The sequence below is a fragment of the Legionella septentrionalis genome, from assembly GCF_003989745.1.
GTDB lineage: Bacteria > Pseudomonadota > Gammaproteobacteria > Legionellales > Legionellaceae > Legionella_A > Legionella_A septentrionalis.
Window position 1 is genome coordinate 1 of sequence record NZ_RZGS01000047.1, and the last position, 14,273, is coordinate 14,273.

The window sequence follows — 14,273 nt, forward strand, 5'->3', positions numbered from 1 at the left end:
TCGATTATATTGAGGTGTTTTACAATCGCAAACGCATCCATTCAACTTTAGGGTTTCAGACCCCTAGCAAATTTGGCATGGTTGCATAAAGTGGGTGTCCGGTTTTTCGAGGTAGGATCAGTTTTCTTTAGCCAGGAATAGTTAAAGTTACATCACAAGTCCAGATGAGGTTGCATATGCAGTCCATCTATATGGAAGTTAAATAGCAAGTTATTACAAACAGGAAGATAAAAATGGAGATTACACCCTCACTACAACGTGTGTTGGCGTTCACCCTTGCAACTGAGATTACACCAGAAGAGTTAGAGCAGATATCTGGTGGTACTCAATCCCTTGGCACTAATTACCGAACTCATCTTACTACTATGGGCGGTCAAGATCATAATTACGATTCGAACTCAGACTAATCTCTAGGCTGCACGCGTCTTATGCGTGCAGCTTGATGTGATTAAATTCCTTATAACATCCAAAAAAATTACTTTGTAAAAGGGATAGTTTGATGAAAATCTTAATTGCAACAGAGCCTGATGACATTCATGCTCTATCAGTAAAACTGGCAATAGAAAGCGCTGGCCATTCTTGTGATCTTTGGTTTCCTGCAGATATCCCGAGCTTGCAAATGCATGGCATCTCTATTTCCAATGAAAATTTTGACTGGGTTTTAAAGTATGAACATTCACAAAAGCTTATGGATGATCACTTTGATGTGGTTTGGTGGCGAAGACCGCGTAAACCTTATATTCCAAATGATGTAAATAAAAATGATGCAGAATGTATTAGAAAAGAAAACATTTCCTTTTATAATTCTATCCCTTTAATTTTAGGTACAAATGCGTGGTGGATTAATCCATGCGAATCCATTAAATATGCAAACTCTAAGATATATCAATTAAAGCAAGCACCTCAATTTAATTTAAAAATTCCTCCTACCTTGATTTCCAACTCTCCAGAAATGATTAAGACCTTTATCAAGGTCCATGAGACAGTAATTTATAAGTCATTCTGCCCCCATAATTGGTATGAAAATGATATTTTGAAATTTTCTTATACGCGAAAAGTGAGCTTAGATCATCTTCCCGGCGACGAGATGCTGCAAATGACACCAGGAATTTTTCAAAAGCAAATTAATAAACAATACGAACTGCGGGTAACTTGTTTTGGAGACTACTTGGTTGCCGTGAAGATTCGCTCTCAGGAAAATCCAAAAAGTTTGACTGATTGGCGTATTGCAGCGACGCATGAGTTAAAGTTGGAACCTTACGTCTTATCATCAGCACTTGCAGCAAATATTAGAAATTTCATGAGGCATTTAGGAATCGTATTTGGCTGCTTTGATTTTATCGCTACTCCTGATGATGAAATTTATTTTCTTGAGGTGAATGAACAAGGACAATTTTTATGGATCGAAGACATCTTGCCTGAAGTAAGAATGCTCGATATTTTTGTGCAATTTCTATTGAACAAGAGTAGTAGTTTTCAATGGAACCCCACACCTAACCCCATGCAATTATGTCACTATGAGGATCAAGTTGCCCAGCTTGCCAAGGCTCAAATGTTGCAACATGTTTATTTAAATGGAATTAAAAAAACAAAGGCTCTAGCATGAATAAAATAATTCTTGGATTGGTAGTCTTTGTGATATCTAAGTTGAATTATGCTAGTCATATAGTCGATGTATATGGTACTGACAAAATACACTCTGAAAAAATTCTACAAGCGTATAGAAAGTCAATAATAGAAATACAAACAGAGTCGCTTAAGCAGATGAATTCTTTTTATGTTACCGGAAAAGAAGATCGTATTAACGCCACAAGACTTGAGGAAAGAAAGAAAAAGTTAATTCAAGAAATTAAGCAAAAAGAAGGGCTTTTATATGTGGCCTTCCACACGACTACTTATGTGAATAACAACAATTTATACACCACGGTTGAAGTGATAGATAAAACCAGCCCTGAGAGATTAAAATTCGTAGAAGTCAGCGAAGAAATTTCAAAGGATATAAAACAAAATGATTTGGTCGCAAAAATGGAAGAATATGTTGAGCAGGGATGGAAGCTCGAGGCATTAAAAGAATTAGACGACTTGAATCCTTCATGTCCAGTGTATCATTGTATCTTCGGGTTTAATCATCCCAAATTGAAACCATATTTAAATATTTTTAATCTCGGAGTAAACAAAGAGAAAATCAATATATTAGATACATTAAAAAATGATGTAAATCCCAGGCGCCGTGCCGCGGCAGCGCTCCTAGTCGGCCACCTTGAAAACCCAGAGGAAATTATCTCTAGTTTGTCCAAACATGTGCAAGACAAGAGTCCTCATGTCAGGAATGACGTGATTAGGGTTATCAGTGAAACGATGCATAAATCAAAAATCAATCACATCAATGTGGAACCTTTTTTGAAGCTATTAGATTCGCCTTACGGAACAGATAGAAACAAAGCCTTATCACTTCTATTTACCGCATCTTTAAACCCAAAGTCCAGAACTGTTATTATTAACAAAGGGGAGAAAAATTTACTAAAAATTCTGCAAATGAAGCAACCCAATAACCACGAGTGGGCTTATTTGATTCTAAAAAGAATTAGTGGCAAAAACTATGGGGAGTATGATATTCCTGCTTGGAAAAAATGGTTTTCAAAAAATTCATCACGTACATGCAAGATTAAACCCATTCTCTAGCTTATAGGACATAGAAGGAGTGTTTTATATTTCAAAGCCTATAAGCTTATTGCCATTGCTGTAAGAGTTATGGGAATCAACAATTCCCTGGAATTAATAAGTATCAACGTGCAACGTGGCGACTACAGACCGCTGTTTTTCATGAACATACTCGAGGTGTTAAAGGGACTTGGCAGAGCAACAAAACCTTCATGAGCTTCTAATGAATAAAATGCTCGATAAAAAATGTTGCAGGGTGCTAATCCCGCAATTTATGGAAATGCTCCTTGAAAAATAGTGGCTTCAAAGCGTTAAAAACCCTGGGTAAACACTGGATGCCTGGAAAGAAGAAATTGCATGCACGTGGCGGTTCAGTAAATCTAACGGTATCACAGAGAATTTCATAGAAAATAAAACTTATTCAAAGACGAGTTTATTGGTTTAAAAACTTTGAAATTATAGAATATGGGTTAGAGTCTTATGCTGTTGAAAAGTGCCCCCGGGAAGGACTCTGTTATTGGGGCGGCGGGAATCGAACCCGCTACCACTATTGTTTAGATTTTCATGAAATACTATCAAAGACCATGAAAAACCACGTCAATTCTGAGCCATCACTCTTTCTCCAAAATGCATCAACTTGTCTTTCATTGTCTGAAATTGTCCTCAAATGGTGCCGTTTTGGTGCCGCCAATTAAGAAAGGAGTTCCGCTTGATCAATCATCTCCGGAAAAAGATACGACTGATTTATCCCCCTCTCTCTCAACAACTCATTAAGATAGCATAAGTTGCTTTCCGTTCGCTCAATCAAAAATTCCTTCAGTTCAAATCTACAGGTGTTCAGCTGGTTTTTATAGCGTTGATTAAAATAATTTACTGACGGGAGGGTTCCGCTTTGCAAAAAGAAAGAACACGGATTGCGAAAATAGCTGAAAGTACCTTCTTGTCTTTCTGCCCTAATGTTTTCTATGTTTATATTTCTATCAAGCATTTTAATTGGCGATTGTGGATCAAGGATTTTAAGAGCGTATAAAGCAAGAAATTTGGAGTTTTGCTCTGATTCATTTCCTAAAGCAAAATGAATAGCCACATGAAAATTATATGACCAATCTAATGCTGCGGTTGGGATCCCGTAATGTTGGGGCAATGTCTCGTCAACAGCAGCCAGATCTTCATAGGGATTAGCTCGTTGAATGAGCTCCCCATCCTTTAAACTGAGACGGTTAATAATGGTTGGCAGGTATCTTTCGAACATCTGTTGAAAAGTTTTTTCCTCCCTCCAATACTCAGCGTCACGTAATAAAAAGCTGGCAGCATCCTGTTCAGAGACGTTATTGGGAGTATTTTTAACAAAAAGATGGAGAGAATGGTTGTAGCACATTATATAAAGGCACCATTCTTTTAATAAATGTATTGCTGGATGTTGCGAATGAATAGGATTGGACGAATACCATGATGCTATAGTTTTTTTAATTTCTTTACTATTGAACCATTCACCAAGGATCGTTGGGGGAATATTAAAGTCTATCTTCATTTGAGCAATCAAATGCTCTCTAAAAGCACTGGGTGTTAACTGATACCTAAAATCTTCATGTCCTCTGAAAACATACCCTTCCAAGGACAATTGCTCTAGCGTAGAGATTATAGTGCGGATGCTTGCTGCCATAAAATAAACTCCTTTTAAAGATGAATATTATTACATCCTTGCCATTGATGCAAAATAAATTTGACAAAATTTGCTTTGTACTCAATAATTATCAACATCATTACAAAGGATGCTAATATTTTGGATCTGATAAACATATCAACAATTAGCGCAGGCTATTCATTTCGCGGAAAAATTCCTGAACTTAAAAACTCAGGCGTTTATTGTGTTCAAATGAAAGACATTAATGAAACATATAATGTAAACTGGAGCACAGTAATAGAGACTATAGTACCTAGCCGCCAATATCAGATATCACTTCAGTCTGGGGATATTTTATTCGCCGCACGTGGCCAGCGTAATTACGCCGCATTAATAGATGCTGAGCTAAAAGAGCGTCTTGCGATTGCAGCACCTCAATTCTTTGTAATTCGTTTAAATGTTCCTGATGTTCTACCAGAATATATAGCTTGGTTTTTAAATCAAACTATCGCACAGCGCTATTTTCTCAGTAATGCTGAAGGTAGTACAACGCCAAGTATTCGTAGACAGGTATTAGAAGCAACACCAATTATTTTACCTACATTGAAGCAACAAAAAACTATCATAGAATTAGCTAAAACCATTAGCAAAGAAAAACAGCTAGCATACAAAATGATCGCTAACGGTGAGTTGCTCATGCAAACACTGCTTAATGAAATCAGCCAAACCCAATTGAATGAAGAGGATGTTCCATCATGCTAAATAGCCATGCGTTAAATACTATAACTATCAATGCCGATCCTGTTAATCAAGATACTATCAATAAAGCACTGATGGCAGCGTGCGATACTTTTCGTGGAACGATTAGTGCCGATACCTATAAAGATTTTATTCTAACCATGCTCTTCCTGAAATATATCTCTGATGTTTGGCAAGATCATTTTGATGAATATCAAAAACAATATGGCGATGAGCCGGAATTAATTCATGAAATGATGAAAAATGAGCGTTTTGTAATCCCTGAAATTATGCTTAAAAATGAAGATGGTTCTGTTAGAGATCAATTTCAAGCAATGTTTAAAAACCTTTGGGAACGCCGCCATGAACCCGGAAATGGTGAACGAATCGACTTGTGTCTACATGCTATAGAAGAAGCGAATGGAACCAAACTACGCGATAACGCTAAAAGTGTTTTCCAAGATATCAGTTTTAATACCGATAAGCTGGGCGAAGAAAAACAGAAAAACACTATATTAAGACATTTGTTAGAAGATTTTGCCAAGCCTGAATTGAACTTAAGACCTTCTCGTGTCGCTGGACTTGATATCATTGGCAATGCTTACGAATATCTTATCAAACACTTTGCTGCAAGTGGTGGACAGAAAGCTGGAGAATTTTATACCCCTCCCGAAGTATCCAGTTTGATGGCAACATTGCTTGATCCTCAACCCGGTGACAGCATATGCGATCCTGCTTGTGGTTCAGGATCTTTATTAATGAAATGTGGTCGACTGATTCGAGAAAACCATAATCAAAAAAATTATGCGCTCTTTGGACAAGAAGCTATAGGTTCGACATGGTCGCTCGCCAAGATGAATATGTTCTTACATGGTGAGGACAATCACAAAATTGAATGGGGCGATACCATTAGAAATCCAAAGCTATTGGATAGCAAAGGACATCTGATGCTGTTTGATATTGTCACAGCCAATCCCCCTTTCTCCTTGGATAAATGGGGTCATGAAGAAGCAGAAAATGATCATTTTGGACGCTTTCGCCGAGGTATACCACCCAAGACCAAAGGTGATTATGCGTTTATTTTACATATGATTGAGACACTTAAACCTAAAACAGGTCGCATGGGCGTGGTTGTGCCTCATGGTGTTTTATTTAGAGGATCCAGCGAAGGAAAAATCAGACAAAAATTGATTGAAGAAAATTTACTTGATACTGTGATTGGTCTACCTGAAAAACTCTTTTATGGTACCGGTATACCTGCGGCTATTCTTATTTTTAAAAAGCAAAAAACAGATGATAAAGTACTTTTTATTAATGCTTCTAAAGAATTTAAGTCAGGCAAAAATCAAAATCAATTGTCTCAAACCAATATTGATAAAATCATTCAGACCTACAAAAAACGTCAATCTATTGATAAATATGCTTATCTAGCGAACTCGGATGAAATCAAAGAGAACGATTACAATCTGAATATTCCTCGCTATGTCGATACCTTTGAAGAGGATGAAGAAATTGACTTGATGGCGGTTAGAGCTGAACGCTTACTCCTTAAAAAAGAACTGGCTGAGCTTGAGCTTCAAATGGAAACTTATTTGAAGGAGCTTGGTTATGGTTCCTAAAGAATGGATAAATGTCTCCCTAGGTGACGTCATAACATATAAGAAAGGTTTTGCTTTTGATTCATCAAATTTTCAGTCTCATGGTGTACAAATAATTCGGATATCGGATACAACAAGCAACTCAATATCTTTGAAAAACCCTATTTATGTTAGCAAAGAAGTTGCTGCTAAACTAACCGCTTTCATTGTTCATGAGGGTGATATTGTCTTATCTACCGTGGGTTCTCGCCCACATCTCGTAGACTCAATGGTTGGAAAAGCTGTTCGAATTCCTAAAGAAACTGAAGGAAGTCTACTGAATCAGAATTTAGTGAAGCTAATTCCCAAAAAATCAGTAATAATTAATGACTATTTATATTTAATGGTTAAAAAAAGCCGTTTCATATACTTCATTTCTACACTGATTCGTGGGAATGCAAACCAGGTTTCTATTACTTTAAAAGAACTTTTTAAGTACAAATTTCCACTTCCACCGCTTATCGAACAAAAAAAAATCACCCAAATCCTATCAACATGGGATAAAGCCATCACCACCACCGAAAAATTATTAGTCAACAGCGAACAACAGAAAAAAGCGTTAGTACAGCAGTTACTTACGGGGAAAAAGCGATTTTCTGAATTTCAGGAAGCTTGGAAAATAAAAACTGTATCAGATTTTGGTCATGTTGTTACTGGAAATACTCCTTCTAAAGCAATAAAGAAAAATTATGGCGATTCCATTTGCTGGGCAACAGCCGAAGATTTCAAATCAAAATATATAAATGACACTCGCATCAAGTTATCTCAAGAAGGAGCATTGAGAGCAAGAGTCTTACCCGCCGGAAGTGTATTGATAACCTGCATAGCTTCTATTGGGAAAAACGCTATAGCATCCACTACATTAGCAACAAATCAACAGATAAATGCAGTCATAATTAATACAGAGAATTCAAACGAATATTTTTATTATTTGATGGAATTTCATAAAAAAGAATTAATTGCATTAGCTGGCACAACAGCAGTTCCTATATTAAACAAGGCGAGTTTTCAAAAAATTAAAGTGTTCGTTCCTTCTTTTGAAGAGCAGAGGAAAATTGCTGCTCTTCTTGCGACTGTTGACATCCAACGTGAAAATTTAAAAATGCAATTAGAGAAACTCTGTAATGAGAAAAAAGCCTTAATGCAACAATTATTAACAGGAAAACGAAGGGTACAGGTATAAATTAACAAGGAGGTTTTTATGAGCAAAGGAAAAAATCAACATGTTGTGAAGCATACGAATGGATGGGCTGTAAAAGGTGAGGGTAATAGCAAAGCCACCAAGGTTACAAAAACTCAAGCCGAAGCGATTGAGATTGCGGAAAATATAGCTCGAAATCAAAGGTCGGATACAAAGATTCATGGGGAAGATGGGAAAATACATGGAGGAAATAGCTATGGTAATGATCCATGTCCTCCAAAAGATAAAAAATGAAATTATCATTACAAATTACTGGCGTGCAATTAATAAAATTGAAAGAGATTACGAATGCATTGGAATGTAAGAGAAATATTTGAAGAACTCATCCAACTCGATGAGCATCAACGTATTGAAGCTAAACGCGCCAGTGAAATTGGGCCTTCGGTGATGCAAACTATTTGTGCTTTTGCAAACGAACCCGGTTTAGGAGGCGGCTGGCTGCTTCTTGGTGTTGATGAACCAAACGATGGACATAATACACATTGGGTTAGTGGCGTTGATAATATCGACAAGTTATTAGGCGAGCTGCAAAATAATTGTCGTACACAGTTTGAACAACCCATACGTATTGAATGTAAGCACGAAAAATTTGATGGTAAATCAGTCATTGGTGTTTTTGTACATGAACTTGAACCTAATGCAAAACCATGCCGTTTTATTGGAAAACAAGACAAACACAATAAACGTAAAACGGGCGTTTGGCGACGTGGGGCAAATGGTGATTATGAATGCACTGAAAAAGAGCTAGAGCCTATTTTGATGGCAAAGGCTGGCATCAGCTATGAACAAATTATTTTACCGGATACCAGTTTCGATGATTTGGATGAAAATGCTATCTCCTTATACCGAAAGCTACGAGCAAAAGTTCGTCCTAATGCTGAAGAGTTACAAGCTGATGATCTAGGGTTACTACGTGCCCTACGTGTTGTTAAAAAACATGGCGGCGAGTATGCCCCCAATATTGCCGGGTTACTTTTATTTGGAAAAACACTTTCTTTACGCGGATTACTACCCGCGGTGCGGGTAGATTATGTTCGAGTTGCTGGCACTGAATGGGTAGAAGATCCAGAACAACGTTTTCAGTACTCTCTTGATCTGCGGGAACCATTATTAACTCTTATCCCTAAACTTGAAAATGTGATTTTAGATGATATGCCCCGCTATTTTCGTTTAGAAGAAGGACAGCTACAACGTTCTGATCAGCCGTTCTTACCTCAAAAAGTGATTCGCGAGGCGATTGTTAATGCCGTGATGCATCGAGATTATCATGTCCATCAGCCAACAATGGTTGTGCGCTATAGCAATCGACTTGAGATCCGAAATGCGGGTTATTCTTTGAAGTCTTTGGACGAATATGATGATACGGGTTCTGAGCTAAGAAACCCTATCCTTTCTCATGTTTTATATGACTTGGATTTTGCAGAAACGAAAGGAACCGGATTTCGCACAATGCAGCGTTTGCTAAACGATGCGGGTTTAACTAAGCCTATATTGTTATCGAATAGACAAAGTAACTACTTTAAAGCAACCTTTTTACTCCATCAACTGATGAATGAAGAGCAGTTACTTTGGTTAAAGCAGTTTAGAGACTTGAATTTAAGTTCTGATGAAGCCAAAGCGTTGGTCTTACTTAGAGAGGTGGGAGCCATCGATAATGGTGCTCTGCGGGCAATTACAGACTTAGATACGCTGGCAGCCAGCAAAGTACTTGGTCGTCTTTGGCAACAATACCATTTGATTGAAAAAGGTGGTAGTGGACGTAATACCTATTATAAACCGACCCATTTGCTGATGAGCTATCATCCTTCTGATCATCAAAATAGAGATGAGCTCAATAGAAATGATAGTAACCTCATGGCAAATAGTAGTGACCTCAATCGAAATGGTAGTGACCTCAGTGCAAATAGTAGTCACTTACCTGATGCTTTGCGAGAGGAAATTGATCGATTGACTCCAAAGTCTCGCCAGATAAAGCCCGTTATTTTGAAGTTATGCCTGCATCACTCGTATTCTGCCGATCAAATAGCGACTATTCTTAATAGAAACGCGAGTGCTTTAAAAACGAAGCAACTTGTACCTATGTGTGAAGAAGGTTTGATAACGTATACCCATCCAGAGGTACGAAATCATCCAAATCAAGCTTACGCTATCACAGAGAAAGGAAGGCAGTGGTTAAAAAATAAGGGGCAACTATGACCCAATTACCTCGTTTTCAAGAAGAATACAGCGCAAAAATACCTGCGCTTGTTGTTCTTAACAATTTAGGTTGGACTTTCCTATCTCCAGAACAAGCATTGGCTTTACGTGATGGTAAACCTAATGAGGTAGTCTTAAAAGCTGCACTATATGATGTGTTAAGAAAACGCCGCTTTATATATGCAGGAAAAGAGTATCCGCTTTCTGATAAATCGATTGATGCGATTGTTGCAGAGATTAGCACACCTGCATTAAATGAAGGATTAACCAAAGCAAATGAACGGATATATAACCACATTTTATATGGAATTACTGTCACTGAGTTTGTTGGTGGTAAAAAAATAAATCCAACTATTACGCTGATTGATTGGCATGATATCCAAAATAATAGTTTTCTATTTACAGAAGAATATTCTGTTTTGGGTGCTGGTGGTGTTCAAACCCGTTGCCCTGATATTGTTTGTTTCGTTAATGGCTTACCACTCGCAATCATCGAGGCGAAACGTCCTGATGGGAAGAAAGGGCCAACGATTGAGGAAGGGATATCACAACATCTACGTAACCAGCGTTTAGGCGAAATCCCTCAGTTATTCGCCTATAGCCAACTTTTATTATCTATTAATGGCGTTGATGGCTTATATGGAACACAGGGCACCGATGCAAAATTTTGGGCGACTTGGCGAGATGAAGATATAGACGAGAATCAATTTAATCAAATTAAAAATTTAGCCCTTACCACGCAACAAGTAGACGTTTTTTTTAACCATCGGCGAGCAACAGATAAAGTTTGGTTTGAAAAACTCATTTCGCAGGGACAATTAGCTGTAACAAGACAGGATAAACTGCTAATCAGTTTATTATCACCCCAACGATTACTCGATATGACTCGTTATTTCATGTTGTTTGACAAGAAAGCAGGGAAAATCGTTGCACGTTATCAACAGTTTTTTGGTATTCAGCGATTGATTGAACGGATTAATACACCTAACCTGGAGGGTGGGCGAGAAGGTGGGGTGATATGGCATACGACTGGCTCTGGTAAATCGCTAACGATGGTCTTTTTATCGCGCGCACTCATTTTGCATGACAGTTTGAAACAATGTCGCATCGTTGTAGTCACTGATCGTGTTGATCTGGAAAGACAACTATCTAATACCTTTCATTCTGGTGGTGAGTTTTCTGGAAAAACAGAATTTTCAAATGCAAAAGCCACATCCGGCAGGCGGCTGGCGGAGCAAATCAGCAAAGGCACTGAACGTGTTATTTTTTCTCTCATTCAAAAATTTAATACCGCTGCCAAGCTGCCACAATGCAAGAATTTAAGTCGTGATATTGTCGTTTTAGTGGACGAAGGCCACCGCTCACAAGGTGGGGAAAATTATATTCGCATGAAACAGGCTTTGCCTAATGCTGCCTTCATTGCCTTTACAGGTACGCCCTTGCTTAAAGAAGATAAAACAACGAATAAATTTGGGTCTATCATCCACGCTTATACCATGCAGCGTGCAGTAGAAGATAAAATGGTGACACCGCTTTTATACGAAGAAAGACGTCCTGAACTCATGGTCAATGACCGGGCAATTGATTCTTGGTTTGAACGAATAACTGAGGAACTTTCTGATGAACAACGGGTAGATTTAAAGAAGAAATATGCTAAAAAAGGCGAAATCTACCGCTCTGAAAATCGAATTGAGCTTGTTGCTCTAGATATAGCTCATCATTTTGTAAAAAATATTGATGAGGGTTTAAAAGGACAAATTGCTTGTGACAGTAAACTGTCCGCTATTCGTTACAAAAAATATTTAGATGAAGTTGGGTTATTTGAATCGGCTGTTGTGATGTCACCTCCTGATACCAGAGAAGGAAATACTGAAGTCGATGAGTCTAAAATTCCAGAAGTAACAAAATGGTGGAAAGATAATGTTGGTAATCAAGATGAACGTGAATACACACGACAGGTTATAGAGCGTTTTGCCAATGATGAAGATTTAAAAATAATTATTGTTGTTGATAAGCTGCTTACTGGTTTTGATGAACCGCGAAATACGGTGCTCTATATTGATAAGCAGCTAAAAGAGCATAATTTAATTCAGGCTATAGCTCGTGTTAACCGATTGCATGAAAAGAAAAAATTTGGATTATTGATTGATTATAGAGGAATCCTTAAAGAGCTTGATACCACCATTGCCAAATATCAGGATTTAGCATCCAGAACACAACAAGGTTATGACATTACCGATCTTGATGGCCTATATCATCAAATGTCTAGTGAATATAAACGTCTTCCCCTGCTCTATGATGCATTATGGAAAATCTTCAAAGAAGTTAAAAACAAAGGCGATTTTGAACAACTAAGGCAAGTACTTATCCCCAAAATACAAGAAATTGATGGAGACCTCGTCGATACAAATCTGAAAGTTAGAGAGGATTTCTACGATGCACTGAGTGAATTTGCGAATTGCCTCAAAGTTGCCTTACAGTCTGATAGCTTTTTTGATGATACAAGTATTACTGATGCCCAACGTACCCACTATAAAGAGACATTAAAACAATTCACCAGCCTGCGCCAAATTGCAAAACTCGATGCAGGTGAAATCATTATATATGACAAATATGCCGATCTTGTAAAAAAACTCATGGATAAACATGTTGTTGGTGTGCAAATTAAAGAGCCAGAAGGTGTATATGAAGTTGGCAAAATGGGACGTCAAGAGCGACCTGAAGAATGGAATGAAGAAAAAACAAGAAACGAAACAGATATCATAAAAACACGCATCGCTAAAATGATAGAACAGGATTTAAGAGATGATCCCTATGCGCAAGAAACATTTTCAGAACTTTTAAAAATAGCCATAAAAGAGGCAGACGAACTATTTGAACATCCATTAAAACAATATTTACTACTTCAAGAATTTGAACATGATGTGCTGAACAGAAAACTAAAGGAAATTCCAGCAGATTTTTCTGATAATCACCATGCGCAAGCTTATTATGGAGTATTCAAGCTTCAACTTCCTGTTTCTTTTGCAACTCTCACAGAAGAAGAACAAAAAAAATGGATTGATCTTGCCTTTACTGTGGATGAACTAATTAATGTTTCAATTGCGGAACATTCCTTGAATCAACAAAATACAGAAGCAGACATTCGAAAAAAATTATTACCTATTATTTTCAAAGCGTGCAAAGATTTAGGTTTTGGAATGGAACATGCAAAAAACATTATTGAACAAGTTATTCAAATTGTTCGTGTGGGTTTAATTTCAATATGATTAAGGATAATCGATGTCTACAGACACATCCTATATTACATTCGGGATAGATAAAATTCCTTTTGAGCTTCGACCCAAAAGACAAGAGGGCCATCGCATCACAATTAAAGTCAAACCTGATTGTCAGGTTATTGTTTTTGCACCTCCATCCGCAACTCATGATGAAATTATTGTGGCTGTAAATAAACGCGCAAAATGGGTGTATAACAAATTACGTATATTCAGATCTCAGCAAGAATATATTACTCCTCGACAATATATAAGCGGCGAAAGTCATTACTATCTGGGAAAAAAATATGTACTCAAGTTGATCGATGCACCTGGAGTTAAGCCTCAAGTTAAATTACTCCGAGGTCAGCTGCAAATTATTGAGTCCACGTCAACGAAACATAGACAGCAATTATTGACAGATTGGTATAAGCAAAAAGCTTTTGACATTTTTAGCCAGAGATTAGAGCTACTTTTATCTATAGTACCTTGGGTAAAAGAACGACCATCTATCCATTTAAGAGCTATGCGTTCCCGATGGGGTAGCTGTGCAGTGGATGGAAAAATAACGCTTAATACTCATCTCATTAAAGCACCGATAGCATGTATTGATTACGTGATACTCTACGAGCTATGTCACCATTCTGAACATAATCATAGCGCTAAGTTTTATCGTCTATTAAACCAAGTTAGCCCCAACTGGAAGCAAGTAAAACAATATCTCGATAAAGCGGCTAATTTATATCTTATGTGTAGTAGTTCAAACTTGATCTGACAGTTACCGGTTTTTTGAGCCTGTAAAAAAAATTGTGTAACTGTTTTGTAAACCTCCCCTTATTTGTAAACCTCCCCTTATTAGTGCCAACCTAAACTAGAGTTTTCCGACTTATTTTTAATCAACTTGTAATCAAATGGTGACAAGTCTCCCAGTGATTCATGCGGTCTTTCTTCGTTATATT

Annotated in this window: 10 protein-coding genes and 1 pseudogene; 10 read left to right on the forward strand and 1 reads right to left on the reverse strand. The window is 37.5% G+C overall.

The window, feature by feature from the left end:
* The first annotated feature begins 499 nt into the window (after nt 1–499).
* From ELY11_RS11340 to ELY11_RS12865, 3 genes and pseudogenes are all read left to right on the forward strand, one after another.
* On the forward strand, nt 500–1,606 hold the full coding sequence (locus ELY11_RS11340; RefSeq protein ID WP_148110536.1) for a hypothetical protein: 1,107 nt from the start codon (nt 500–502) through the stop codon (nt 1,604–1,606).
* Complete coding sequence (locus tag ELY11_RS11345; RefSeq protein WP_126955057.1) at nt 1,603–2,682, forward strand: HEAT repeat domain-containing protein; 1,080 nt, start codon at nt 1,603–1,605, stop codon at nt 2,680–2,682. Before ELY11_RS11340 ends, ELY11_RS11345 begins: the two co-directional genes overlap by 4 nt.
* Nucleotides 2,683–3,151: pseudogene (locus ELY11_RS12865) on the forward strand (transposase); the annotation flags it as partial.
* Between the two features lie 201 nt (nt 3,152–3,352).
* Here ELY11_RS12865 and ELY11_RS11355 read toward each other — a convergent pair.
* On the reverse strand, nt 3,353–4,324 hold the full coding sequence (locus ELY11_RS11355; RefSeq protein WP_127033604.1) for an FRG domain-containing protein: 972 nt from the start codon (nt 4,322–4,324) through the stop codon (nt 3,353–3,355).
* Nucleotides 4,325–4,384: 60 nt separating this feature from the next.
* Between ELY11_RS11355 and ELY11_RS11360 the strand changes: the two genes are divergently transcribed.
* The 7 genes from ELY11_RS11360 to ELY11_RS11390 are packed head-to-tail and all read left to right on the forward strand — an operon-like array spanning nt 4,385 to nt 14,089.
* Complete coding sequence (locus tag ELY11_RS11360; RefSeq protein ID WP_158615201.1) at nt 4,385–5,047, forward strand: restriction endonuclease subunit S; 663 nt, start codon at nt 4,385–4,387, stop codon at nt 5,045–5,047.
* Nucleotides 5,041–6,642 carry a type I restriction-modification system subunit M gene (locus ELY11_RS11365; RefSeq protein ID WP_127033610.1) on the forward strand — a complete coding sequence of 534 codons (1,602 nt, stop codon included), beginning with the start codon at nt 5,041–5,043 and terminating at the stop codon, nt 6,640–6,642. The genes ELY11_RS11360 and ELY11_RS11365 overlap by 7 nt, the downstream gene beginning before the upstream one ends.
* A complete protein-coding gene (locus ELY11_RS11370) occupies nt 6,632–7,843 on the forward strand; it encodes a restriction endonuclease subunit S (RefSeq protein WP_127033613.1) in 1,212 nt (403 codons plus the stop codon). Before ELY11_RS11365 ends, ELY11_RS11370 begins: the two co-directional genes overlap by 11 nt.
* An 18-nt stretch (nt 7,844–7,861) precedes the next feature.
* Nucleotides 7,862–8,095, forward strand: coding sequence for a DUF2188 domain-containing protein (locus ELY11_RS11375; RefSeq protein WP_127033616.1), 234 nt, complete (start codon nt 7,862–7,864; stop codon nt 8,093–8,095).
* A 54-nt stretch (nt 8,096–8,149) separates the two neighbouring features.
* Entirely contained in the window at nt 8,150–10,057 is a 1,908-nt protein-coding gene (locus ELY11_RS11380) for an RNA-binding domain-containing protein (protein WP_127033619.1), read from the forward strand.
* On the forward strand, nt 10,054–13,326 hold the full coding sequence (locus ELY11_RS11385; protein WP_127033622.1) for a type I restriction endonuclease subunit R: 3,273 nt from the start codon (nt 10,054–10,056) through the stop codon (nt 13,324–13,326). The genes ELY11_RS11380 and ELY11_RS11385 overlap by 4 nt, the downstream gene beginning before the upstream one ends.
* A gap of 13 nt (nt 13,327–13,339) precedes the next feature.
* The gene (locus ELY11_RS11390) at nt 13,340–14,089 is read left to right on the forward strand and encodes a M48 family metallopeptidase (protein ID WP_127033625.1); all 750 of its coding nucleotides are present in this window, start codon (nt 13,340–13,342) and stop codon (nt 14,087–14,089) included.
* Nucleotides 14,090–14,273: the final 184 nt, after the last annotated feature.

Excerpts from the sequence above, each read along its gene's own strand:
- ELY11_RS11375 (WP_127033616.1), top strand. The coding sequence starts at position 7,862 with ATGAGCAAAGGAAAAAATCAACATGTTGTGAAGCATACGAATGGATGG.
- ELY11_RS11385 (WP_127033622.1), top strand. The coding sequence starts at position 10,054 with ATGACCCAATTACCTCGTTTTCAAGAAGAATACAGCGCAAAAATACCT.
- ELY11_RS11365 (WP_127033610.1), top strand. The coding sequence starts at position 5,041 with ATGCTAAATAGCCATGCGTTAAATACTATAACTATCAATGCCGATCCT.
- ELY11_RS11340 (WP_148110536.1), top strand. The coding sequence starts at position 500 with ATGAAAATCTTAATTGCAACAGAGCCTGATGACATTCATGCTCTATCA.
- ELY11_RS11390 (WP_127033625.1), top strand. The coding sequence starts at position 13,340 with ATGTCTACAGACACATCCTATATTACATTCGGGATAGATAAAATTCCT.
- ELY11_RS11345 (WP_126955057.1), top strand. The coding sequence starts at position 1,603 with ATGAATAAAATAATTCTTGGATTGGTAGTCTTTGTGATATCTAAGTTG.
- ELY11_RS11370 (WP_127033613.1), top strand. The coding sequence starts at position 6,632 with ATGGTTCCTAAAGAATGGATAAATGTCTCCCTAGGTGACGTCATAACA.
- ELY11_RS11380 (WP_127033619.1), top strand. The coding sequence starts at position 8,150 with ATGCATTGGAATGTAAGAGAAATATTTGAAGAACTCATCCAACTCGAT.
- ELY11_RS11355 (WP_127033604.1), bottom strand. The coding sequence starts at position 4,324 with ATGGCAGCAAGCATCCGCACTATAATCTCTACGCTAGAGCAATTGTCC.